Source organism: Amphibacillus sediminis NBRC 103570, assembly GCF_001552275.1.
In the GTDB taxonomy this organism is placed as follows: domain Bacteria; phylum Bacillota; class Bacilli; order Bacillales; family Amphibacillaceae; genus Amphibacillus_B; species Amphibacillus_B sediminis.
Genome location: NZ_BCQW01000006.1, coordinates 67,004 through 92,077 on the forward strand (window position 1 = coordinate 67,004; position 25,074 = coordinate 92,077).

At 37.8% G+C, this 25,074-nt stretch carries 27 protein-coding genes; 11 read left to right on the forward strand and 16 right to left on the reverse strand.

The annotated features are described in order from the left end of the window. Window positions 1–8 precede the first annotated feature (8 nt). The 7 genes from leuB to ASE01S_RS06140 all read left to right on the forward strand — a co-directional run bounded on the left by leuB (window position 9) and on the right by ASE01S_RS06140 (window position 8,328). Entirely contained in the window at window positions 9–1,082 is a 1,074-nt protein-coding gene (gene leuB, locus ASE01S_RS06110; protein ID WP_067839926.1) for a 3-isopropylmalate dehydrogenase, read from the forward strand. A 49-nt stretch (window positions 1,083–1,131) separates the two neighbouring features. After that, entirely contained in the window at window positions 1,132–2,535 is a 1,404-nt protein-coding gene (gene leuC, locus ASE01S_RS06115) for a 3-isopropylmalate dehydratase large subunit (protein WP_067839930.1), read from the forward strand. Between the two features lie 15 nt (window positions 2,536–2,550). Then, on the forward strand, window positions 2,551–3,141 hold the full coding sequence (gene leuD / locus ASE01S_RS06120) for a 3-isopropylmalate dehydratase small subunit (RefSeq protein WP_067839935.1): 591 nt from the start codon (window positions 2,551–2,553) through the stop codon (window positions 3,139–3,141). 815 nt (window positions 3,142–3,956) lie between these two features. Then, on the forward strand, window positions 3,957–5,066 hold the full coding sequence (locus ASE01S_RS06125) for an amino acid ABC transporter substrate-binding protein (RefSeq protein ID WP_067839938.1): 1,110 nt from the start codon (window positions 3,957–3,959) through the stop codon (window positions 5,064–5,066). A 74-nt stretch (window positions 5,067–5,140) separates the two neighbouring features. Next, window positions 5,141–6,319 carry an amino acid ABC transporter permease gene (locus tag ASE01S_RS06130; protein WP_067839941.1) on the forward strand — a complete coding sequence of 393 codons (1,179 nt, stop codon included), beginning with the start codon at window positions 5,141–5,143 and terminating at the stop codon, window positions 6,317–6,319. A gap of 5 nt (window positions 6,320–6,324) precedes the next feature. Further along, window positions 6,325–7,524 (forward strand): amino acid ABC transporter permease, encoded by a 1,200-nt coding sequence (locus ASE01S_RS06135; RefSeq protein ID WP_067839944.1) that lies wholly within the window; start codon window positions 6,325–6,327, stop codon window positions 7,522–7,524. Between the two features lie 78 nt (window positions 7,525–7,602). Beyond that, on the forward strand, window positions 7,603–8,328 hold the full coding sequence (locus tag ASE01S_RS06140; protein ID WP_281176882.1) for an amino acid ABC transporter ATP-binding protein: 726 nt from the start codon (window positions 7,603–7,605) through the stop codon (window positions 8,326–8,328). Between the two features lie 504 nt (window positions 8,329–8,832). Here ASE01S_RS06140 and ASE01S_RS06145 read toward each other — a convergent pair. The 8 genes from ASE01S_RS06145 to ASE01S_RS06175 form a co-directional block, all read right to left on the reverse strand. Then, entirely contained in the window at window positions 8,833–9,882 is a 1,050-nt protein-coding gene (locus tag ASE01S_RS06145; protein WP_067839950.1) for a lactonase family protein, read from the reverse strand. Between the two features lie 292 nt (window positions 9,883–10,174). Next, window positions 10,175–10,324 carry a hypothetical protein gene (locus tag ASE01S_RS15970; protein WP_169793090.1) on the reverse strand — a complete coding sequence of 50 codons (150 nt, stop codon included), beginning with the start codon at window positions 10,322–10,324 and terminating at the stop codon, window positions 10,175–10,177. Between the two features lie 70 nt (window positions 10,325–10,394). Continuing rightward, complete coding sequence (locus ASE01S_RS06150) at window positions 10,395–10,919, reverse strand: RNA polymerase sigma factor (RefSeq protein ID WP_067839952.1); 525 nt, start codon at window positions 10,917–10,919, stop codon at window positions 10,395–10,397. Between the two features lie 86 nt (window positions 10,920–11,005). Beyond that, a complete protein-coding gene (locus tag ASE01S_RS06155; protein WP_067839954.1) occupies window positions 11,006–12,955 on the reverse strand; it encodes an ABC transporter permease in 1,950 nt (649 codons plus the stop codon). After that, window positions 12,930–13,829 (reverse strand): ABC transporter ATP-binding protein, encoded by a 900-nt coding sequence (locus tag ASE01S_RS06160; protein WP_067839956.1) that lies wholly within the window; start codon window positions 13,827–13,829, stop codon window positions 12,930–12,932. The genes ASE01S_RS06155 and ASE01S_RS06160 overlap by 26 nt, the downstream gene beginning before the upstream one ends. Continuing rightward, window positions 13,826–14,212, reverse strand: a complete 387-nt coding sequence (locus tag ASE01S_RS06165) for a GntR family transcriptional regulator (protein ID WP_067839958.1) — start codon at window positions 14,210–14,212, stop codon at window positions 13,826–13,828. The genes ASE01S_RS06160 and ASE01S_RS06165 overlap by 4 nt, the downstream gene beginning before the upstream one ends. 364 nt (window positions 14,213–14,576) lie before the next feature. Then, on the reverse strand, window positions 14,577–15,182 hold the full coding sequence (locus tag ASE01S_RS06170) for an alpha/beta hydrolase (RefSeq protein ID WP_067839962.1): 606 nt from the start codon (window positions 15,180–15,182) through the stop codon (window positions 14,577–14,579). 203 nt (window positions 15,183–15,385) lie between these two features. Further along, a complete protein-coding gene (locus ASE01S_RS06175; protein ID WP_067839965.1) occupies window positions 15,386–15,610 on the reverse strand; it encodes a hypothetical protein in 225 nt (74 codons plus the stop codon). A 155-nt stretch (window positions 15,611–15,765) separates the two neighbouring features. Here ASE01S_RS06175 and ASE01S_RS15490 point away from each other — a divergent pair, with 155 nt between their 5' ends. Next, entirely contained in the window at window positions 15,766–15,894 is a 129-nt protein-coding gene (locus tag ASE01S_RS15490) for a sporulation histidine kinase inhibitor Sda (protein WP_083512033.1), read from the forward strand. A 151-nt stretch (window positions 15,895–16,045) separates the two neighbouring features. Here ASE01S_RS15490 and ASE01S_RS06180 read toward each other — a convergent pair whose 3' ends face one another. The 7 genes from ASE01S_RS06180 to ASE01S_RS06210 form a co-directional block, all read right to left on the reverse strand. Further along, window positions 16,046–16,480, reverse strand: a complete 435-nt coding sequence (locus ASE01S_RS06180) for a DUF5392 family protein (protein WP_067839968.1) — start codon at window positions 16,478–16,480, stop codon at window positions 16,046–16,048. A gap of 231 nt (window positions 16,481–16,711) precedes the next feature. After that, the gene (locus tag ASE01S_RS06185; RefSeq protein ID WP_067839971.1) at window positions 16,712–17,434 is read right to left on the reverse strand and encodes an amino acid ABC transporter ATP-binding protein; all 723 of its coding nucleotides are present in this window, start codon (window positions 17,432–17,434) and stop codon (window positions 16,712–16,714) included. Further along, window positions 17,427–18,086, reverse strand: coding sequence for an amino acid ABC transporter permease (locus tag ASE01S_RS06190; RefSeq protein WP_067839975.1), 660 nt, complete (start codon window positions 18,084–18,086; stop codon window positions 17,427–17,429). Before ASE01S_RS06190 ends, ASE01S_RS06185 begins: the two co-directional genes overlap by 8 nt. A 26-nt stretch (window positions 18,087–18,112) precedes the next feature. Continuing rightward, window positions 18,113–18,928, reverse strand: a complete 816-nt coding sequence (locus ASE01S_RS06195) for a transporter substrate-binding domain-containing protein (protein ID WP_067839978.1) — start codon at window positions 18,926–18,928, stop codon at window positions 18,113–18,115. 92 nt (window positions 18,929–19,020) lie between these two features. Continuing rightward, entirely contained in the window at window positions 19,021–20,178 is a 1,158-nt protein-coding gene (locus tag ASE01S_RS06200) for a M20 family metallopeptidase (RefSeq protein WP_067839981.1), read from the reverse strand. Window positions 20,179–20,198: 20 nt separating this feature from the next. Beyond that, window positions 20,199–20,450, reverse strand: a complete 252-nt coding sequence (locus ASE01S_RS06205) for a DUF6171 family protein (RefSeq protein WP_067839984.1) — start codon at window positions 20,448–20,450, stop codon at window positions 20,199–20,201. Window positions 20,451–20,711: 261 nt separating this feature from the next. Further along, window positions 20,712–21,491, reverse strand: coding sequence for a Cof-type HAD-IIB family hydrolase (locus tag ASE01S_RS06210; RefSeq protein WP_067839987.1), 780 nt, complete (start codon window positions 21,489–21,491; stop codon window positions 20,712–20,714). 200 nt (window positions 21,492–21,691) lie between these two features. Here ASE01S_RS06210 and ASE01S_RS06215 point away from each other — a divergent pair, with 200 nt between their 5' ends. The 3 genes from ASE01S_RS06215 to metA all read left to right on the forward strand — a co-directional run bounded on the left by ASE01S_RS06215 (window position 21,692) and on the right by metA (window position 23,399). Then, complete coding sequence (locus ASE01S_RS06215; protein ID WP_067839990.1) at window positions 21,692–21,916, forward strand: DUF1659 domain-containing protein; 225 nt, start codon at window positions 21,692–21,694, stop codon at window positions 21,914–21,916. Between the two features lie 39 nt (window positions 21,917–21,955). Beyond that, window positions 21,956–22,168, forward strand: a complete 213-nt coding sequence (locus ASE01S_RS06220) for a DUF2922 domain-containing protein (RefSeq protein WP_067839994.1) — start codon at window positions 21,956–21,958, stop codon at window positions 22,166–22,168. Between the two features lie 322 nt (window positions 22,169–22,490). Then, on the forward strand, window positions 22,491–23,399 hold the full coding sequence (gene metA, locus ASE01S_RS06225) for a homoserine O-acetyltransferase MetA (RefSeq protein WP_067839997.1): 909 nt from the start codon (window positions 22,491–22,493) through the stop codon (window positions 23,397–23,399). Window positions 23,400–23,934: 535 nt separating this feature from the next. Here metA and ASE01S_RS06230 read toward each other — a convergent pair. After that, entirely contained in the window at window positions 23,935–24,867 is a 933-nt protein-coding gene (locus ASE01S_RS06230; protein WP_067840001.1) for a prenyltransferase, read from the reverse strand. Between the last annotated feature and the right edge of the window lie 207 nt (window positions 24,868–25,074).

The following is a 25,074-nucleotide window of genomic DNA, read 5'->3' on the forward strand; positions in this document are numbered from 1 at the left end:
AAACACTGATGAAAAAAAATATCGTACTTCTACCTGGTGATGGTATTGGACCCGAGATAATGGCAAGTGCTGTTAAGATCTTGGAGCAAATTGAAAGGAAATATAACCATCAATTTCATCTAGAGGAACAACTAATTGGTGGCATTGCGATTGATCAGGTCAATAATCCTTTACCTGAACAAACCTTAGCAGCAGCCAAAAAAGCAGATGCCGTATTACTTGGTGCAGTAGGTGGCCCAAAGTGGGATCAAAACCCGTCGCACCTTCGTCCTGAACGTGGTTTGTTAGGGATACGAAAAGCTTTAGATTTATATGCCAACCTCCGTCCAGTTAAAGGCTTTAAGCAATTACTTTCAGCCTCCCCTCTTAAAGAGGAGGTTATCTCAGGAAGTGATTTGCTGATTGTTCGTGAATTAACCGGTGGTCTTTACTTTGGAGAGCCTAGTCATCGAAGCAATGATCAACAATCTGTCATCGATACACTATCATATACCCGACAAGAAATTGAACGCATTGTCATTAAAGGATTTGAAAGTGCGCGATTACGAGATAAAAAATTGACATCTGTGGATAAAGCCAACGTGCTGGAATCAAGTAAACTATGGCGTGAAATTGTAGAAGAGCAAAAAGTGAATTATCCTGATGTTGAAACTGAACATATTTTAGTAGATGCTGCTGCGATGAAATTAATTACTCATCCAAGCTCATTCGATGTCATCGTCACGGAAAATATGTTTGGTGATATCTTGAGTGATGAAGCTTCTGTTTTAACTGGGTCACTAGGAATGCTCCCTTCTGCAAGTTTAGCAGAGAACGGTGTAGGGCTATATGAGCCCGCGCATGGATCAGCTCCCGATATCGCTGGATTAGGCATTGCTAATCCCATTGCAATGATTCTTTCAAGCGCAATGATGCTTCGCTATTCCTTTAACATGACAGAGGAAGCAACAGCGATTGAGCAAGCTGTTGAAGCCTGTATCAATGATGGTTTCCACACTGCAGATTTAAAAGTGGCCAAAGGTACACAACTATCGACAACTGAAATGACTGAAGCCATTGTGAATAAATTAAAAACTAACTAGATCAAAATTTGATCGTTTTAATGATTGATCGTGTAAAGGAGTGAAAAACGTGTCAAGTCCTAAAACAATCATAGAAAAAATTTGGGAGAAGAATGTCGTATATGAAGAATCAGGTAAACCTGCCTTATTATATATTGATTTACATCTTGTTCATGAAGTCACCTCCCCGCAAGCATTTGAGGGCTTGCGTTTAAAAGGAAGAAAGGTACGTCAACCTAAACGGACATTTGCAACAATGGATCATAATGTTCCTACTATCCATACCAATGTCATTAAAGATGAAGTTTCCAAGCTGCAAATGGATACCTTGAAAAAAAACTGTCAAGAATTTGGTATCCCAATAGCGGCTATGGGGCATAAACATCAGGGAATTGTCCATGTAATTGGACCAGAACTGGGCTTAACCCAACCTGGTAAAACGATTGTCTGTGGAGACAGTCATACGTCCACCCATGGTGCATTTGGTGCATTAGCTTTTGGTATCGGTACAAGCGAGGTAGAACATGTTTTAGCTACGCAAACAATTTGGCAAGCAAAGCCAAAAACATTAAATGTTAAAATAGACGGCCAGCTTGGTACAGGAGTAACCGCTAAGGATCTTATTCTAGCCTTAATTGCTAAATATGGTGTTAATTTTGGCACAGGATATGTTATTGAATATACGGGGGAAGCCATTCGGACTCTATCTATGGAGGGTAGAATGACGATTTGTAATATGTCGATCGAAGCTGGTGCCCGCGCTGGCCTTGTTAGCCCAGATCAAACAACAGTTAACTATCTTGAAGGTCGGGAATATGCACCTAAAGGGACAGAATTTGAGCAAGCAAAAGCCGAGTGGCTTAGTCTGGCTACTGATCCTGGTGCAAGATATGATCACACGGTCACGCTTAATGCTGATGAAGTCGAGCCACAAGTTACTTGGGGAACAAATCCGAGTCAATGTATTCCGATTAGTGGTCAAATCCCGAATCCGGATCAGGCTAAAAACCCCAATGAACAGAATGAAATTAAACATGCTCTCACTTATATGGGACTTGAAGCTGGAGTTCCGATTAATTCTGTCCCAATTGAACATGTCTTTATTGGTTCTTGCACTAACTCTAGGTTAAAGGATTTAGAACAAGCTGCAAGTATCATTAAAGGTCGTAAAGTGAATCCAAATGTTCGGGCAATTGTTGTACCTGGCTCCCAATCAGTCAAACAACAAGCTGAACAAAAAGGCTTGGATCAACTTTTTAAACAAGCAGGTTTTGAATGGCGCGAACCTGGCTGCAGCATGTGCTTGGCCATGAACAGTGATGTTGTACCACCAGGTGAACGCTGTGCTTCAACATCAAATCGAAACTTCGAAGGACGCCAAGGAACCGATGCTCGTACCCATCTCGTTAGTCCTGAAATGGCAGCAGCAGCGGCGATAGCGGGCCATTTTGTTGACGTTAGAACATTTGCATAAAAGGAGGCTCTTCTCATGGAACCGATCAAACAACATTCTGGGTTGGTCTATCCGTTAAATCGGGCCAATGTTGATACGGATCAAATCATCCCAAAACAGTTTTTAAAACGGATCTCTCGGCAAGGCTTTGGTCAGTTTTTATTCTATAACTGGCGTTTTGATGAAAAGGATCAGCCAAGGAAAGATTTTTCTCTTAATTCACCTAAATACAGTCATGCCTCAATTTTAGTGGGCGGTGAGAACTTTGGCTGTGGTTCTTCACGTGAGCATGCCCCTTGGGCACTTCAGGATTTTGGTTTTCGAGTCATTATCGCACCAAGCTTTGCTGATATTTTCTTTAACAATTGTACTAAAAATGGCATATTACCTATTGTATTAAAAGAAACTGAAACGCAACAACTGATTAAAAATGCGGAAGCAACTGATTATCAACTTACAGTCGATTTGACCACGAACAAGGTCTATGATCAAAATGGTTTTGAAGCAAGCTTTGATTTAGCTGAGTATCCAAGACAGATGCTTCTGAATGGCTGGGATGAAATCTCTGTTACCCTTACCCATGCCGATAAAATTACAGAATTCGAAAAAAGCCATATCGTCTACTAATAGAATAAGATAACAGATAACCCACTCATGAAATTGAATTTTATGAGTGGGTTGTTCTGTTTTAGGGGAACTAGCTTAGTGACATTGGCTTACATTCCTTTTTACAGTTACTATCAAATGCACCTTAGCGTATTTGCAACCAAATTTATCGAGCATCGATCAATAAATTTCCGCTAAAAGTCTATGGCACCTGCCGAGGCTTTAATTTTTATTCAGCCAGGATTCGAACCCCCACTGAATGGTAGACAAATAGACATTTATCTCACCACTTTTAGAAGTAGGAAACTTCTGCTAAATGAAGTTAAATTCTTTTGTTGTTCCTCCGTTTCTTGCAATAGTGAGATGACAGCAAATCACTCCAATAATGTGAGAATGCAGACGTTGCGGCACGACGTCGCGAACTTAGTCAGCTTCCTCTCTCCCCCACTGAACGTGAGTTGAACCAATCGGGCCGTTCCTGGCTGTTGGATATCCCACTTCCCCTATTTCTTGAAGGGAAGTCTTACAAAAGCCCTTCGATGTGCGAGTAATCGCAGCCCAAGCCTGTTACACTGTGATAAAACGGCTAGACTTAGCTTTTCTTGAATCAATAATCAAAACCCAAATATCAACTAAAAACATTTCAAATTTTATTCATTTTAAATACTATTTTGGAATAAAATTGATTAGTATTCAAATGTGAATAAAATGAATTTTCTGAAAAAAACATTGTAAAAAATTCTCACATGATCGTTCATTTGGACTTACATGTACTTTACAATCAATATTAGTTATTTACTTTTTTATACACTTTTTATTAAGGGGGACCATGATTTATGAAAGGTAAAATGAAATTAATCACATTCCTACTCTCGATTACCTTGATTGGTGCAGTACTTTTAGTAGGATGTTCGGCAGAAGGAGACGAAACAGCTGCTGAACCAAATGACACAGACCAAGCAGATACGACAGATGATAAAAATCAAGATGTAGATGGTAACACGTTAGCCACTGTTCTCGATCGTGGATATGTTATCGTCGGTGGAAATAACCAATTACCTGGATTTGGTTATTTAAATTCAGATGGAGAATATGAAGGATTTGATATCGACTTTGCTAAAACAATTGCCGCTGCCCTTTTTGATGACCCCGAAGCGATTGAAATTAGACCATTATCCGCACAGGAAAGATTCACAGCCTTACAAACTGGAGAAATAGATCTCTTAATTCGAAATACAACTTGGACGCTTGATCGTGATGTAGCCTTAGGTACGAACTTTACACCAACTACCTTCTATGATGGTCAAGGTATTATGGTAAGAGCTGATAGTGGAATTACATCAATCGAAGAGCTAGAAGGCGCACGGATTGGTGTGGAGACAGGTACAACAACAGAATCAAATTTAGCGGACGAATTCCGCAAGTATGGAATTACGTATGAACAAGTTTTATTCGACGATAGTGATGCTGTTGTTGAAGCATATGAATCAGGCAACATTGATGCATGGACAACAGACAAATCTGGGCTTGTATCACGTCAGGCAACGATGCAAGAGCCATCAGCACATGTCATTCTATCCGAAAGCCTTTCCAAAGAGCCTTTAGGACCTACTGTTAGACACGGGGATGACCAATGGTTCGATATTGTTAAATGGGTAACGTTAGCCACAATTGAAGCCGAAGAACTAGGTATTACATCAGCTAATTACGAAGATTTCTTAGACAGTGAAGACCCTGTTATTCGTCGCTTTATGGGTGATGAGGGTGAACTTGGTCAAATGCTAGGCATTGAAGATGATTTTGCCGTTCGTGTTATTAAGCATGTAGGAAACTATCAAGAAATTTACGATCGCAACCTAGGTCCAGATACAATCTTTAACTTGGAGCGTGGACTAAATGATCTTTACACAAATGGGGGAATTCTTTACTCTCCTCCATTCCGTTAACAATTTGGTGGTGAAAGAACCTGCTTACTGTATACATGCAGGTTCTTTCCATTAACTTTTTGATATTGAGGTGAATGAAAGTGCAAAAAGAAAAGCGTATATCTACTCCCTTCTGGCGTGATAATCGCATCCTTCCTATCCTGTTTCAAATCGTCTTTGTCATTATTGTTGTTGCCATACTTAGTTATTTTCTAAAAAACGCTATAACTGGATTAAATCGACTAGGGATTAATTTTGGTTTTCATTTCTTACGTCGAACGGCGTCCTTTAATATTTCAGAATCTTTAATCGATTACCAACCAACTGACCCGTATGCTCGAGCATTTCTTGTCGGGATGTTAAATACCTTACGGGTAGCCCTGATTGGTATTATGCTGGCTACTATTCTGGGAGTGTTCGTAGGAATAGGTCGTCTGTCAAAAAATTGGTTAATTAGAAAGTTAACTGGACTATACATTGAAGTATTTCGTAATACCCCCCTACTCGTTCAAATCTTTATTTGGTATTTTGCTGTTATATTACCTTTGCCGCAGGTTCAGGAAAGCTTTTCAATTGGGCATTTTTATTTTAATAATCGAGGTATTTCCATCCCTTGGTTTACTACGAACGATGCAACAGTCATTTGGATAGTCTGTTTTGTTCTTGGAATTATTGGTACGGTTTTGATGTGGAAATATCAATTGAATAAGCAAATGAAATTAGGTAAGCGCCAGTTCCCATCGATCTGGGCAGCTGGAGTATTATTCGTTAGCCTACTTGTCGCCTTTCTTGTCACACAATCGGGACCAGCTCATATTTCCACACCAGAACTCGGAAATTTCAACTTTACTGGTGGTTTACGTTTATCAGCTGAATTTTTAGCTATTCTTTGTGGGCTTGTTATTTATACTGCCACATATATTGCAGAGATTGTTCGTGCAGGTATTCAATCTGTTGCTAAAGGACAAAGTGAAGCAGCACAAGCATTAGGATTAAAAAACTCAATAACCATGCGACTTGTCATTTTACCACAAGCGGTTCGGATTATTATACCACCAATGACCAGTCAGTATTTAAACCTAACCAAAAACTCTAGTCTTGCGATTGCAGTAGGATATCAGGAATTAGTTAGTGTTGGAAATACTTCGATGAATCAATCGGGGCACGCAGTTGAAATCTTTATGCTAATCATTCTTGTTTATTTATTGTTAAGTTTAACAACCTCATTTTTTATGAATATTTTTAATCGAAGATCCCAACTTGTTGAGAGGTGAAAAGGATGAGTGTAGATTTGAAGATTATTGAGGCTAAACAAATCGCTCCTCCTAAGACATCTACAAATGCTTGGGAGTGGGCGAAAAAGAACTTATTTAATAGTTGGCTTAATACGATTTTAACATTTATCGCATCGGCGGTACTGTTTCAAATTATTTATGCAGTGTTTGGTTGGGTACTGACTGAAGCTCAATGGGATGTGATCACAGAAAATTATAAACTATTTATGGTTGGACAATATCCTGTTGCACAGTTATGGCGAATGTGGGCAGCGTTAACAACGCTTACGTTAATGTTTGGTTTATCAGCAGGCCGTTTTAAGGGAACCATGTTACGTCTCTCTGGTATACTACTTATCGTTTACCTTATCCATCTTGGCGCTCCTTTTACTAGCGGAAGCACTAAAATTTGGCTAGCGACTCAGATAAGCATTCTTGCTCTTGGCTATCTTATCGGACATTATTTCGTTCGTGCCAAACGATTTACCTTGATTGGTTGGGCGCTTAGTATACCTTTAATTCTTTTTTTCATTCAAGGCTTTGGTATTCTACCTGCTATCCGAACAAATGTATGGAATGGATTAATGTTAACTTTATTAATTGCTGTATTTGCCATATTGGTTTCATTTCCGATCGGAATATTATTAGCATTAGGACGGACCAGTCATTTACCTGTAATCAAATACTTTTGTATCGCTTATATTGAATTAATTCGAGGCATCCCACTGATCACGATTTTTTTCATGGCTCAAGTACTACTTCCATTATTTTTGCCAACTGGGCTAACGATTGATAATGTCATACGAGTTATGCTTGGTGCTACCTTATTCACTTCAGCTTATATGGCTGAAAACGTACGCGGTGGCTTACAGTCAATTCCGAACGGCCAATATGAAGCTGCTAAAGCAATTGGCTTAAATCCAGTACAAACCACCTTTTTTATTATTTTACCTCAAGCATTAAGAGCCATTATCCCAACGATCGTTGGGCAAAGTATTGCCATGTTTAAAGATACGTCATTAGTCGCTATCGTTGGTTTAGTCGACCTGCTCGGGATAGCACAATCCGTTAAGTCGAACCCTGAATTTTTGGGTAGACACATGGAGGTATATGTATTTGTCGCCTTTGTTTATTGGGTTATTGCTTACTCAATGTCATATTCAAGTAGACGAATTGAAAAGTCATTAGGCATAGGAGAACGATAAAAATCAGGCAAGGAGGAATGATGAATGGCACAGACACAAAGAAGTATCGAGGTGGGACCCGTGACCAAAACAGATAAAATGATTATTAAGTGTGAAGGGATCAACAAATGGTATGGTGATATGCATGTGCTTAAAGATGTTAATTTAAGCATAAATAAGGGTGAGGTGTTAGTAATTTTAGGTCCATCCGGATCAGGGAAATCAACGTTTATTCGAACGATAAATGGATTAGAGCCGATTCAGCAAGGACACATTGAAATTGATGGTGTCAGTTTGACTCATGATTTAAAGGATATAGAAGCCATTCGCAAAGAAACAGGCATGGTGTTTCAACAATTCAACCTATTTCCTCATATGACCATACTAAAAAATATAATGTTAGGTCCAATTTGGGTAAAGAAAAAACCGAAAGCAGAAGCCGAAAAGCTTGCGAGGGAATTATTAGACCGTGTCGGTATTCCTGAACAAGCTGATAAGTATCCAGGTCAATTATCTGGTGGTCAACAACAACGTGTAGCGATCGCAAGAGCTTTAGCGATGCAGCCCGAAATTATGTTATTCGATGAACCGACCTCAGCCCTTGATCCAGAGATGATTAAAGAAGTTCTTGATGTAATGAAAGAACTGGCACGGTCAGGGATGACAATGCTTTGTGTTACACATGAAATGGGTTTTGCCCGTGAAGTCGCTGATCGGATTGTCTTATTTGATGGTGGTGAAATAGTTGAAACAGGGACACCTGAGCAATTATTTGATCATCCTCAGCATGAGCGAACAAAACTATTCTTATCTCAAATCTTATAGTGCAACAATAACCAAACAGGTGAGACGGCACATTGTTGGGCATTAAGTGCTTAGATGAGAAGTGAATACGTGAGATTTGATAAAGTGAAACTTCATTCAGTGGGGGTTCGACACATAGAAGGTGCTCGTGCAGACGCTGCGACACGAGTCACGAACTTAGTCAACTTCCCCTCTCCCCCACTGAACGTTAGTTGAATCAATCGGGCCGTTACTGGCTGTTGGATCTCAGACATAACATGTTCACTTATTTCTTGTAGCGGGAGGCTTACAAAAGCCCTTCGATGGGGCGAGTAATCGCAGCCCCAGCCAGTTACACTGCGATAAATCACAACTTTCACACTACAACAAAACAATTTATAAATAGCTCATTACTGAAACGTAAGGAAGCATCAAAAAACTAAACGCTAAGGACCGACGCTTTTAAAGTTATAGTAAATCTAACTTTGCTGTCGATACCTTAGCGTTTGCTGTTGAGACTTACAGATCAATCAGACTTATAGGAACTTAAACATTAAACAATTTAACACAGACAACTTCTGGTGCAAATACTTCTGACTGCTTAAGTGTTAACGCTCCTGTTTCTAGATCTCGCTGAAATAGGGCTAATGAATTTGATTTTTGATTAGAAACGATTAAAAACTGATCATCAGGTGTCAAAACAAAATCACGTGGCCAATCCCCCTCTGAAGATGTCCATCCTATTAACTCTAATTGATGAGAGTCCTGATCAATTTTAAAGGTAGTGATACTATTGTGACCTCGATTTGCGACATAAACAAATTTTCCGTCTTTTGTAATATGAATCGCACTTCCATCATTAACTGTTACATGGTCTGATGGAATTGATTTAATAGCTTGTAATTGATTAAATTCACCAGTTTGGGCATTATAAGCTAATGTAAGAACTTCTGATGAGAGCTCGGTCATAACATAAGCATATGCCCCATTAGGTGCAAAAGCAATGTGACGAGGGCCACTACCTGCAGGTGCTTTAAATACATGTCTTTTGATTAATTTACCTGTTTCTAACTCATAAGTTGTAATTTCATCAGAGCCTAAATCAATAGCAATGACAAAGCGCTCATCCGGTGTAAAACCTGCAAAGTGCATATGCGGCTTTTCTTGGCGTTCATGAGGTCCTGAACCTTCATGTTCAGCAACAGTTACTTCTTGCTTAAGTGATCCATCTGAATGAGTTAAATAAGAGATAATTTGCTTTGTATGATAATTTGCTGTAACGACAGTTGAGCCATCTCCATTAACACTGACATGACAAGGAGCAGAGCCAACTTGTCCTAAGCTATTCAGTTTTGTTAATGCTGAGGTTTCTGGGTCGATCGAAAAAGCGGTAATACCACCCTCTTCCCCCTCTTTAGAAACAGCGTATAGATAATTATTATCATTTGAAAGTGTTAAATAGGTTGGATTATCCAATTTAGCTGCTAAAGTTAGTTCCGAAATTTTCTCTTCAGCTAAATCAAGGGTAAATTTGTATACACCTTGACTTTCAGCTTTAGTGTATGTACCAACAAAGCCCGTTAGCAAGTTTGTCATGATTAAACTCTCCTTTTTTCAAACATATTCTTTGGTCATTATAACAAAAAAAACAGACAATCACTATGAATACGATTGAAATTGCTAAATTTTCTGATATTATAACGATCGATATTGACTGAAAATAGTGGTTATACTACATAAAGTGAAACTTCGTTCAGTGGGGGGTTCGACGCATAGGGTTTGCTTGTGCAGACGTTGTGACACGACGTCGCGAATTTAGTCAGCTCCACTGTGATAAAAACAAATATTTAAAAGCACCGACATCTGCAAAATGTCGATGCTTTACGCATTAGTTCATTTTATCTGTGGCATTTCTAAACATCTGCGTCATGTTTTGAAAAGGATGGAAGTTCCCGTTATTTCTCATACTGTAATAGGTTGCACACCCAATACCGATTGAAGCAATTAGTGGGATAATCATGTTATTTCTTTGATTCATTGTCCATCACCTCCCTACTACTAGCTTACCCTGTTGGAGGCAAAGTATCTAAAGTAAATAATGTCAATCGTTATGCTGAGTAGATTTCTTTCAATTGTTTCCGTGCTCGGTGTAATCTCGTTTTTACAGCAGCTAAGGAAATATTTAACTCGTTCGCTATTACCTTATCCTTACTGTCATGGATTAGCTTCAATTGTAAAACTTCACGTAAGCTTTTAGGTAAGGTATTAATTGCTTGTTCCACTTGTTCATATTCTAATATGCGTTCAAATTGATCCTCTACACTATTACCTGTATAGCAATGCTCTCGACCGGCTTCTGTTTCCTCTTCCAGTGATAAGCAGGGATATTTTGTTTCTTTTCGATAAAGGTCAATAGCGGTACGGATCACAATTGTTCGTAGCCATGCTCTACGTTTAGAAGCATCTGTTAAATAAGTATAGTTTTTATAAGCCTTTAGGTAGGCCTCCTGGACAACATCTTCAGCACTATAATGATTATGGACAACGCGCAAAGCAACAAAATACATCTCTTGGTAATGATCATTGAAATAGGTATCAAAATCAGGAATAGCTTGCTCGACAGTTGCGTGCATAAGCGCGCACCCCTTTCTTTTTTTGAATTTTCTTAAAATACTTTTCAAGGCGTTATCACAAACGCCTTTAACCTTCTTTTAACAGCTTAATTAAAGTATTCCGTTACAAAATCTGGTACCAATACTGAATCCACATAAATAATGATTGGATCTAGTCGCTGTTTCAAATATAGAGCTACTATATATGTGTCATCTTCAACATACCCCATTTGTGTCTGATCTAGAATATCCTGCATAGCTTCCTCATCAGTTACTAATAATGTTTTAAAATCCTTTTGATCAAAATTGTGATTTTGAGCATATAAGATCTCCTCATAACTGGCACTATCAGATAAGATCATTCGATCGATATCATTTACGGTAATCATAGCTTGTTCATAGAGTTTGTTTTGCTTTAACCAGTTAATAATACGCTCGTCCTCAACGTAGATATACCTACCTAAATCAGCTTGATCGACCATATGAATATCGATATATGTCATTGTTTCTCTTGCATATTTAGGTTCTTCTAACACATCCTGTCTAAGTAACTCAATAAATTCTACTATTTGATCACGATCCGTTATCGTTAGTTCCTTATATGAGCCAATCGTAGAAAATCTCAACGAACTCGCCAATTGCTGATCAATTAAGAAAATAGGTTCGGTATATAATTTATATGTTGTACTATTGATAAGCTCTGTATAAATTGGAAATCTCTCAGGTAAATCAAGCATGTGATACTCCCTGACAAAATCTTTACCATTTTTTAATTTGTAACGTACGGTGATGTCCCAGCGATTATGATCTAAAAAGTCTGCTCGCCTTGATTGATCAATAAACTGGCGATGTAATGCTTGGACTTTTTCGATATCGGTTGGATCGGTAAAACCATTAAGATTACCGTAAAAAGATTCCCGATTGTTAAACATGTAAGTATCTGTAATCAAATAAGCCGTTTCAATCTCCTCTAGCTTTGGAATTCTATTCTCAAAACCAGTTATATCAAATACAATTAACACCATAAATATGATTGCACCGATACAAAAATAAAGATATTCACGCCATTGATGGAAAACACGCCATGTCTTTTGGACGATAACTTGACTGATTAAATAGCCAATAAGCGAGAATAATCCATAGCCAAATAAAATCCATCGAATATCAGTCTGGATTATCCCATAATAAAACCCACCAATTAAAGTAAAGCAAAAAGTAAAGCTATAGATAAAGATAGGTTTTAGTACTTGAAAAGCAATCGGTTGAGTAGCTGCTTCAACCGGGCGTTTCTTATATAGAAATAACCCCAAGCCTAGCATAATGATTGTCCCTAAAATATAAACCATCACTTTTAAAGGACTGGCATACTCTTCAACGGTTAATTGAGCCACATCTGTTATAGGTGAAAATTTATCCAATTCCCCTAAATAAAAGCTCTCTGGTATACCAATTAAAGCAAAATTCATATTAAATATGAGTAGTAAAGTAAAGCCAGCAGGGAAAAATAGAAAAATAAAAGTGAAAATCCCCTGTATAATTGAGATACCTGTCAACATTCCGACGACAATACTAACGCTAAAAGTAATGCTTAATATCAGTAGACTCATAAGGATCCAATAAGCTAAATTACTTAATGTGTATATGTGTGCGACATTGCTTACATTGGCAATGATAAATAAGATGAGACCCGTTAATAAAATCGGTAACCACAATGCAATAAAACCAAACCCTACATGATGAACGAATAGCTTCGTTCTAGAAATAGGGAGACTATGCATAAAATCACTGGCGTCTTTTTGATGAAGATAACGTAAAATAAAAATGGCCATAAGAACTGGAATCAAAAATAGAAAAATGAGTTGAAAACCAGCACCTAAGTGAAATAATTCATTGCGCCAAAGCTCATAATAATACTCTTCAACATTGCCTATATTCAAAATCACATTCATGACGACGAAAAAGAATAAGGAAACCATGTAAATTAAACTAATCCAACCAACTTGGCGAAAGTTTTGCTTAGCTAACTCATGACTAAACAAGGATGTTTTCAATCGCATAGCCAACACCCTCCATTTCATAAACGAAAATTTCTTCTAAGCTTAAGGGTAATAAATCATATACTAATGGTTCGAGCGACGCAATCGTTTCATCGATTTCGACACGGTCACCTCTGATAATAACCAAATAGACACTTCCACGTTTTTCTTTATGCAAAATTTGAAAGCTATCGATCAACTTGGTCGGCAGATCACCTTTGAAGGCAATTTGAATTTTATGGATATCAGATTTTAAATCATCTAAGTCTTTTTCAAAAAGAAATTGACCATGGTGTAGAATCCCAATATAATCGCAAATATCTTCAACTTCTCTAAGGTTATGCGATGAAACGATAACCGTCATTTGCCGCTCCGCAACGTCTTGGATAATTAAGTTTTTTATTTTCTTTCGGACGACTGCATCCAATCCATCAAACGGTTCATCTAAAACCAAGTATTCAGGCATTGCACTTAAAGCCAGCCAAAAAGATACTTGCCGCTGCATTCCTTTGGAAAACTGATGTACTTTATTATTTATATCAAGCTTTAAAATGCGTTGGATTTGCTGGAAACGTTCATGATTCCAATTTGAGTATAAATCTGCGTAAAACTCAGCCATTTGTTTCACGGTATAATGTGAGAAGAAATAGGGCTGGTCAGGTATAAAAATCATGCGCTGCTTAATTCCCACCTGATCAAATACCTTTGAATGGTCGACCATGACTGATCCTGTATCTTGTTTGATAATACCTGCAATGATTTTTAACAGTGTTGTTTTCCCGGCACCATTAGAGCCTAATAAACCATATATTGATCCTTTATTTACATGTAAATTAACATTTTCCAATACTGTTTTTTTGCTAAAATTTTTGCTTAATTCTTGCACAGTAATCATGAGTCGTTCCCCCTCCCTAACTGTTGCTCTATTTCATCAATCATGGCTAATATTTCCTGCTTGGTTAACCCTAAAAACATAGCCTCTTGCAAAATTTTCTTTAAGTCACTTTCTATTTCTTTTAGTGATACTTTTTTTTCAACGTCAACAATTGGAGCAACAAAACTCCCTTTGCCTTTTACTGAATAAATATAACCTTGAGCTTCCAGCTCTCGGTATGCTTTTTGAATCGTATTCGGATTAATCGTTAATTGTTGAGCCAGCGTTCGTACAGATGGGAGTTTTTCATCTGTCTCAAGTACATTATTAATAATAAGCGTCTTAAATTTATCAACCAACTGTTGATAAATAGGATCACGACTACGCAAATCTAAATCGAACATGAGACCCTCCCTTTCAACTGAATTATCTGTATCACGTGTATTAAGTGTATTAGATTATGTAATACAGTTAGTATAATACGTGATTCTATCCTTTTTGTAAAGTCCTAATTTTAAAAAAATCATGCATCGATAAAAGGAGCTAAGTTTGCCTTAATTCACTACTTGCAAAATTGAGAACCTTCTGCAAGAAGCTAAAAAAACGGGTAAGTAGCTATTACAGCCACATACCCGTTTCAATAACTGAGAGAATCTAAATAGTTTTAAAATTTAAAAATAACAACAAACTTGATCTTGTTTAAATCCAGACTAGGCTAACAGACAATGCGCACCCGTCAATCTTTTCTAAGTCTTGCAAGGAATTGAATTACTTAATATGGGTTTGATACCACTCATGGGCAGCCATTATTTCCGTCCTTGACAGCTGATGTCCATTCATTTCCCAGTGTAGGCTAACTTTAGCTCCACTTCCTAAAAGTAAATGAGCTAACTCTACTGATTCCCTTTGCGGACACAGTGGATCATTTTTGCCTGCCCCAATAAAAACAGGTAAGCCCGTTTGATCAGGTAGCTTGATATCCCTTCTCGGAACCATTGGGTGATGCAAGATCGCAGCTCGAAGTGGTTTGGAATAGTGAAATAAAAGACTTGCGGCTATATTTGCCCCATTTGAGTACCCTACTGCCACGATATTCTGGCGATCAAATTGATATTGTACACTAGCTTCATTTAAAAATGTGTTTAATGTCTTAGTCTGTTTAATTAAGTCCGCTTGATCAAACACACCTTCACTTAAACGTTTAAAGAAACGTGGCATACCATTTTCAAGAATATTTCCTCTTACGGCTAATATATTGGCCTCTGGATCAATCATTTCAGCGATCGGAAGTAAATCCCTTTCCGTTCCACCAGTTCCATGTAATAAAAGCAATGTATTTTGACTATCTTTTCCCTCTATAAAGATATGTTTCATCATTTTGCCTCGCTTTATATTTTGAATTCAAGATAATAATAACAAAAATAGCTGATAGACGTCAAACTATCAGCTGTTTTGCTTTACCAACCTATAAAAAACTTTATAACCATATCCAATATTATAACCTACCTATGTAAGCATTAATTTTTTTCCAAGAAGTTTAAGTTCACTTTAATCTGGAAATATTATAGTAAGTCACACTAATTAAATTGCCTTACAATTGCAATATACACCCAAATAATCAAAACAGTTAATGTTATTGTCCCTGTAATTGCACTTTTAATTCGATTAGATAGTCGATTAGGTATGATAAAAAATAATAAGGAAATAATAGCAATAGTCAAAAAAACTAAAAATGTTAAGTAAAGGAATATACCTAACAAATTATTAAAGGGTGATTTTAAAGCCTCTCCTATTACGTTCATTCACTCACCTCAGCATCAAAAAGCTTAAAAAATTTATACTATCAATCATAATAAAGGATTTTGACTGATTAGACAACTCTAGATTAGCCAAAATATAGTTATGATTTATTTTCTGAATTTTCAATCTTAAAAAGCGGATAAAAGAGGGATCGTTGATGCATCATTTAACTGATGAACAACTACTAGAAGCTTATTACACTGCGATTGCACTTAAGCTTGATCGAGATTTCATCTTGCTATTGAAAGCTGAAATTGTGTTTAGGCGCTTAAAGACAGCCTTCTAGCCTACAGGTTTGTACCCCCACTGATGGAATACATATTTGCACCTTATAGCAATGGGAGACTGCTGAATGAAGTTAAAATCTATATTAAGAACACCAAAGAAACTAGCTTTCCTCGGTGTTCTAGGCATTTATTTTATTGCAATGGTCATCTCTACATTTGGCGTCTTCTATTTTCCTCTGTCAAAAAACGGAAAAAGGGCTGTAAATCCATTTTTACATATTTCTTCACATGTGCAATATAGCGTTCTTTCTCATCAGCTTCCATTAATTCACTACGATTTATTCTTTCAACCATATAATTTTTGCCAATTTGATGAATTTGCTTTTTTAAAAAGTTTGACTCTTTAAATAAAGCGACCCCAATAGCTGCCACTAACGCATATACACCAGGGACAAGTAATGATTCCATACTAAACTCCTGATTTAAAAAAGGAATAACCATGTTAAAAATCCCAATCAGCATTAACGGAAAGCCAAACATAGAATAGGTTGAAACCTTTTTCATTAAAGGCCGAATTTTCTCTGAAATTTTATCCATTTCTCGTTTAATAAAAGGCGGTAATTGTTCAAACTGGATAGGATTCATAATTGTCTCCTTTCTCCTTCGTCAACTTGATCAGTTATGTTACTGTCATTATATAGTTATGTGCAATAGTGGTCAATGAATAAGCAAAACATTCAAATTGTATTTTTTAAGTAATATGTCAAAATAGCATGAGCATTGTATAATGGAATTCGTGTTAATAATAAAACGTCTCCTAAATCGTAACAGCTTAGACGATTCGGGAGACGTTCTCTTCATGCAACCAAAAAAACTTTATAAAATTTTTGCTAAAAAGTCCTTTGCCCGCTCTGATTGCGGATTCTCAAAAAATGCCTTCGGTTCACCGGTTTCAACAAGTCTTCCTTCATCTAAAAATAAGACTTGATCACCAACCTCACGAGCAAATCCCATTTCATGTGTAACGACAAGCATTGTTATTCCAGAATGAGCCAGATCTTTCATAACATCAAGCACTTCCTTTACCATTTCTGGGTCAAGTGCTGAGGTTGGTTCATCAAATAGCATTAGCTCTGGTTCCATAGCCAATGCCCGAGCAATAGCAACCCGTTGCTTTTGCCCTCCTGACAAGCTGTTTGGATAAGCGGTTTCCTTTTCCGCTAGCCCCACTCTTGCTAGTAAAGTGCGTCCTTTCTCTTCCGCCTCTTCCCTGGTCATTTTCTTAACTTTTGTTGGTGCATAAGTTAGGTTTTCTAACACTGTCAAATGAGGAAAAAGATGAAAATGTTGAAAGACCATGCCGATTTTTTCACGTGCCTTTGTTACATTCGTTTTTGATTCTGTTAAATCCTGTCCAGACACAAATATTTTTCCTTTTGAAGGTTGTTCAAGTAAATTAATACATCGTAAAAAGGTTGATTTTCCTGAACCAGATGGTCCAATGATTGAAACAACCTCACCTTTATTTATTTCGATTGAGATATCCTTGAGTACTTCATTATTGCCAAATGTTTTGGATAAGTGTTCGACTTTAATCACTGACGTTTAACCTCCGTTCTATCCATTTACCAATCAAGCTCAACACCATTATCATTGACCAGTATAAAAGACCAACAAAAAGCAAGGGCTCAAAATTCCGATATAAGTTGGCACCAACCACTTGAGCACGACGCATTAAATCAAGATAGCTAATCGTTGATACAATAGCCGATTCCTTAGTTAGTGTAATAAATTCATTCATTAATGCTGGTAAAATGTTCTTTAACGCTTGTGGCAAAATGATATCGATCATCATTTGGCGATAGGGTATACCTAAAGCCTTAGCGGCCTCCGTTTGGCCACGGTCGACAGCTTGAATCCCTGCACGAATAATTTCTGACACGTACGCTGCTGAATTTAAACCAAAGCCAAGAATAGCCGCTAAAAATGGGGAAATATCATAATCTAATAATTGCGGCGCTGCATAATAGATAATCATGAGCTGTAATATTAATGGTGTGCCACGAAAAATTGAAGTATAAACATCAGCAATCCTGCGCAGTATTTTAATTGAACCTATTTTAAATAATGCCAAAACGGTTCCTAAGACGAAACCGACAATAATGGCAACAATAACAAATTGTAACGTTACCCATATTCCTTCCAACATAAAAGGAATATAAGGCACGATTTGGCTAAAGTCCAAATTCATGCCTTACACCTCACTTCATTCTTATTTTAATCTTCTTCTGATAACCATTTTGCTTTTAATTCATCTAGCCAACCCGATTCAATGGCTTCCTCGATTACAGCATTAACATCATCTACCAGGTCGCTTCCTTTAGGGAAGGCAATTGCCATACCAGGTGAAACAGAGGTCGGATCATCGAAGCCAGCCAGATCCTGTGCTTCAATAAACCCAAGCGCTACTTCTTTATCAAAGTAAGCAATATCAATTCGATTTGTTAATAATTCTTGAATTAACGCTTGAGCATCATCTAACGCTTTAATTTCAAAGTCATAATCGTTTTGAAGTGTCTCAGCACCTTCTTGTTGAATGCTCCCTAATTGGACACCAATAACACTGCCATCAATATCATCAATTGAGGTAATATCTGAATCCTTTCTTGTCACAAACATTTCACTAGAAGGATTATACTCAATAGAAAAATCAACATTCTCTCGACGATCTTCAGTAGCTGACATACCAGACAAAACCATATCAGCTCGTCCTGATTGTAATGCTCCAATTAAACCATCAAAATTCATATCCTCAATTTCCAATTCATAACCGAGTTGTTCAGCAATATACTTAGCTAATTCAATATCAAAACCAATGAACTCACCATCAACATCACGTGATTCAAATGGTGGAAAATCAGCCGATGTTGCCATCACTAACGTGTCACCAGCTTCAGGCGTCTCTCCTTGGTCTTCATTTTGATCGGCTTGATCTTGGTTCGAATCATCATTATTCCCGCTTCCACAAGCAACGAGGCCAATGGATAAAACTGTAATTAATAAAAATAGTAATAACGTATGTTTTTTCATCATTCTTACTCCCCTTCAGCTACGATGTATATTTATTCATGATTATGAATTTTAACAAATAAACATGCATTTGGGAAGTGAATTTTCAAAAAAAATTAATTTACTTGAAATTCTTTTTTGATTTGTTCTAATAAATCCTGATTCATTATTAGATCATACCCAGTCATTGCCAATGCTAAGGCACCTCTTAACATGGCCTGTTGTCCTGCTTCAGTAATGGTTTGTTTTGCGAATTCAACTGTATGGGCGACTAATCCAGGATGGTCTAAACCGATGTACGGATGAATGGCTGGGACAACTTGACTAACATTTCCCATATCGATTGAACCCAAACTTCTTTTCGCTGGGTGAATCTGCTTTTCTCCTAGCTCCACCAAGTTTCGTTTAAAAGCCTGCGATAAAGTCTGATTCGTTTTCATGTCATCATAGCTTAGCTCGTAATTTCGAATAGATAAGGTAGCACCAGTCATCTCCGCTGCGCCTGCTGCAATCCGTTTGACCTGATCAACGACCTTATTTAGGTAGCTTCTCTGCTTGGCCCGGATATAAAATTGGGCAACTGCATAATCAGGAACAACATTGGCCGCCACACCACCTTCAGTAATAATACCATGGATACGGACATCTGATTTAACATGCTGGCGAAGTGCATTAATCCCATTAAATAATTGAATGACACTATCAAGAGCGTTGATGCCTTCCTCTGGCACCGCTGCAGCATGACTGGTTTTCCCACGATAGCTAAATTCAATCGCATCCATTGCGAGTGAATCGCCGCTCATACTAGACTCACCAGCTGGGTGTACCATCATTGCAACGTCAAGCTCATTAAATAAGCCTGCCTCTGCCATAGGTACCTTTGCCCCGTTTGTTTCTTCTGCTGGTGTACCATAAACAATCACTTTGCCACCAATTTGATCAAGTACTTTGCTTAATAGTATACCTGCCCCTATTCCCATGGTAGAAATCAAATTATGTCCACAGCCATGTCCCACTCCAGGTAAAGCATCATATTCTGCCATATAGCCAATTGTGGCTCCAGGCTTGCCACTATCATAAACCGCTCGAAACGCAGTTGGTCGGTCCACAATTCCTGTTTCAACCTTAAATTTATGACTTTGCAAATAGTCAGTAAGTAATTTCGCTGATTGATATTCTTCCCCACCTAGCTCAGGATTATCATATAAATGGCGACTTATCTTTCTGAGGTCTGTTTCAATGTTATTGATTTCTTGTTTTAATTGCTGTTTCATTTCCTTATGTCTCCTCGCTTTTATCCCCAACGAGCACCAGCTGGATCAGGGCATTTTTTATAGGCTAATTTTGCACGAAATGCAACAAAGCAGCCACAATAACCACAGGTTGTCTCATATTGCAAATGCGGACAGCTTTCACAAGTTACCAGCCTAGCCTGATAAACATCATCGTCAACTAAATCATCTTCTAACATGAGTTGTTCTTTAATTAATTCAGCAACTTCAGCTTGACTATGTCGAACTGAAGCTGAGCATCCTTTACATGTCATTTGATCACCTACTTAGCTAAAATGAGCTCAGCTACTATATTAGCAGAATCTTTTCCACTCGAATAGTTAGTTTGAAAAAATACCTAACAAACATCATAACCTTCTTATCCAAATTCTAGCGTTACGATAGCCGAATCACGATATCTATCCCTTCGTCAGTACGTCGGATCGATTAATTTAATCCCTACAAGGGGGTAGCACACCACGAAAAAACTGACCTAAAAGCTCAATTGAGCACTTTTAGATCAGTTAAATTGCTTATTATAGTAAGCCAACCATTTTCAATCCGTGCAGGATACCATCTTCTGATACATCTTTGGTGACAAACTTGGCAGCATCCTTTGCCTCGGGCTCACCATTTCCCATTGCGACACTATTTTTAATCGTTGCTAACATTTCAACATCATTTAAGCCATCGCCAAAGGCATAAACATGTTCCTGAGGAATATCGAGGACTTGTACAGCATGCTTAATCCCATTAGCTTTCGAACCACCTTTAGGTAAAATATCCACCGACACTGGATGCCAACGGACAAATTCAAACATAGGATATTTGTTCTGATAATACACTTCCTCACCTTCGGCACAGAAGAATAAGGATTGGTACAACTCACGTCCTTGATGGTAATTAGGGTCATGACTAGGAAAGCGGCCAATCTTTAATGATTCAATACTTTCATCAATGTATTCATGATTTGGCACATTAGCGCGCATATCTTGGTCATCCATGAAGACGATTGGATGATTTTGTGATAAGCCTTCCTCTGTTAAACGTAATAAATCTTCTTTACTTAATGGATTGGTAAAAACAACCTTTCCTTCAACTACTACATAGGAGCCATTATAGCTGACAAATGAATCAATTTCTAACTCTTGTCTTAACTCCTCATACATAAACGGTGCACGCCCCGTTGCAATAGCTACAACATGTCCAGCTGCCTTCAATTCTGCAATAGCTTGTTTAGTGGAGTCTGGCAATTTCTTATCATGATCAAGTAATGTGCCATCAATATCGAAAAAAATAACAGCTTGCTCACTCATTTAGCTGATCCCCCTTTATCTCTATCTCGATCACAGCCACCGGAGAAACAACGTCTTAACACGATGGCTATGCAATATACTAATTCTTTAATTTAAGTATAGCATATTTCTTTGATGGCTGCTGATTTTAATATCATCAGATTTCGATAGGCCCACTTTGGCCACTAATTTCGATTATAGTAATGAAAGGAGGTGTTGATATGGCTATCACCGAAACGATAGATTCTCGACTCCAGTTATTATTTGAAGTGGGTTTAAATGAACAAACTGGTGATCCTGTGACTAGAACTAAATCATTTAACAACATCAGCATTGAAGCTACATCGGAACAACTATTAAACGTAGCTCAAACACTTGCATCACTGCAAAAGCATCCACTTCATATGGTTCGTAGAAATGACACGGCTATTCTTTCTGAAGGTTAAACGAAAGTATGAAAATAACGTGATCGGAGGTGAACACAGTTGAAAACATTAGAACTTAAATTTAGAAATCAACAAAATCGAATAGTAACACTGACACTAGATGACCCCATTGAGCCAATTAATGAACAAGCGATTCGTGCAGCTATGGATCAAATTATTGCTATTCGTGCTTTCTCTACAGCTGGGGACAGTTTAGTAGAGAAAGCCAGTGCTAGAGTGATTGAGCGTCAGATTGAAGAAATAGAGCTTTAATTAGTGTATAACCGTTCCAATTGTAAGGGGCTCATGCTAATGTCAGCACAATACTGGGTTACAATATTAGCTGAGATCGGCTTTCCCAGTGCCGCCACCTTTTTATTTACTGCAAAAAATTGAGACGAACTTTTGCTATGCGATTAAAACTTTGTCAGAAATGGATCGCAAGTAGATCAGAAATCCAGCCAATAGCTACACAAATGGCTGGATTTCTTTATTATCAGAATAATCAAAATTAGCTGTTGCTGATTAAAGTAAAGATGGCTATAATGAACGATAATAGCTAGTCATGCGAAAAAGAGATTAGGGGGAGAATGAGATGCCAATCAACATACCAAAGGGGTTGCCAGCAGGCTCGATTTTAGAAAAAGAGAATATATTTATTATGGAGTCTGAGCGTGCTTCACATCAAGATATTAGACCGTTAAAGCTACTCATTTTAAATTTAATGCCTGAAAAAGAACGAACAGAGACACAGCTTTTACGTTTGCTTAGTAACTCGCCTCTACAAGTCTACGCTGACTTCATCCATACTGAAAGCTACCAATCAAAAAATGTAGCTCGATCACATTTAGATCAGTTCTATCAAACATTTTCAGATATCAAAGATCAGCGGTACGATGGCATGATTATCACTGGCGCTCCCGTCGAGCAATTTGACTTTGAACAAGTCGATTATTGGAACGAAATGGTTGATATTATGGATTGGTCAAACACACACGTCACCTCTTCATTGCATATCTGCTGGGGAGCTCAAGCTGCACTATACTATCACTATGGGATCGGTAAGTCTGAGCGTGAAGAAAAAATTAGTGGGATCTTTAGACATGACATTATTGTACCGACACACAAACTTGTTCGGGGGATCGATGATCAGTTTCGTGCACCACATTCTCGTTACACTAATATCGATCTTGAAGCCATTAAAGCGCATCAAGACTTAACCATATTAGACCACTCTGATCAAGCAGGACCATTATTAATTGTTTCAAATAATGGAAAGCATGTCATGATAACAGGTCATATTGAGTATGATGCTGATACTCTAGCGCAGGAATACCAGCGAGACTTAGTCAAAGGCTTAAATATTAATCCACCTGCTCATTACTTTCCAGACGATAATATAGCTAGCCAACCTAATAATAAATGGCGCTCATCAGCATATTTGATTTTTTCCAACTGGCTGAACTATCACGTCTATCAGGAAACTCCTTATAAGTGGACATAGCATGGATTTAAATAGTCAAATATGCCTTGGCGTATTTGAGGTTGGATTTTATCGAGCGAAGCTCGATAAATTTCCACTATGGAGGCTTTAACTTGATTCAGCCGGGGGTTGATAGACATTTATCTCACCACTTATAAAGTGAAACTTCGTTCAGTGTGGGTTTCGACGCATAGGATATGCTCGTGCAGACGTTGCGACACGACGTCGCGAACTTAGTCAGCTTCCTCCATCCCCCACTGAACGTGAGTTGAACAATCGCCGTTACTGGCTGTTGGATCGCCCACTTAGACATGACGTATTCCTTTATTGCTTGAAGTGGAGGCTTACAAAATCCCTTCGATGGGGCAAGTAATCGCAGCCCCAGTCAGTTACAATGCGATCAAGAGATACAATTATCTCAATTTTCCTTACCCATTTAGTCATCACAGCTTCTCACAATCTTTAACCTATCAAATGATTAGTTCTACTTTTACTAAGCTCTACAACGATATTTTAACAAGATAACGCACCTACAAAAAGCATCTACTTGATAAGTTTAACTATACAAGAGAGATAGAATCAGTATCATTCCAAAAGCTAGATGCAGTTTATTGGTTTGTGGCACAACTGCTCGTTCATTCGCTGCAATTAATTGAATACTTTTAATAGCCAGTGGAATCGTTAACCATGTTAATATTGCATGAGCTGGGACAAGCTTAGCCAATATGTAAACCACAACTAGACTATAAGAAAGAATAAGCAAACACACATATAGGCATTTGCTGAATTTAAATCCAAGCCTTACCGTCATGGTTCGAATGCCAAGCTTTTTATCCCGATGATAGTCACGTAATTCATTACTAAGCATTAAAACAGGGATGATTAAGCTAATTGGCATGCCAATTAAAATCGGTGACCAGCTAAATGTTTCTGCAAAAACCACGTAAGCTCCATATATCATTAAAGGTCCCATTAATAAGAATGACAGCGGGGTTCCTAAACCTCTTTTTTTATAAACAATTGGCTCACCCGTATACGCATAACTGCCGATTATACCTAGTATTCCGACTACCAATACAGCGCCCGAGCTAAGCCATAATAGAATCAGGCCTATTACACCTGTGATTACAAATGCAAGGACCCCAAGGAGAAAAATTGAAATATCAAATAATGTCCGTGTTTTCCCTAAGAAATGGTACCTTACTAAGCTCTGGTGTCGATCTTTATAATCACACTCAAAATAATCATTGATTAAATTGGCTCCTGTTTGAACAAATAGCCCTGCGACCGTTACAAGAAGAATTTTAATCCAATCCAAAAAAAATTCATCTTGATTAAACAAATAACCTTCATGATAGGCGATCACAATACCGATGGTCGTCGAGTAAAGAGCAAGTGTTAAAGATAATGGTCTTGTTGCAAAGAAATAATCTCTTAAAATAGCTTTTAATCGCTGTCCAAAATCATCTCGCACGAACGTTTCTTCCACTTTTGACTAACCCCTTTTATTCCTAATTTGAATAGACAAACACACTGGCCTTCATTTTACTCTTTTTTGTGAAATAGTCAACATGATAAAATCGTTTATTCCTTTATTTACTGACTTTATCAGTCAAAAAAGTTCATAAAATTGTGCTTATTTTCACATTGATAATTGTTGCTATTTTCGATAAACTAAAGGCTGTCTTTTCAATAG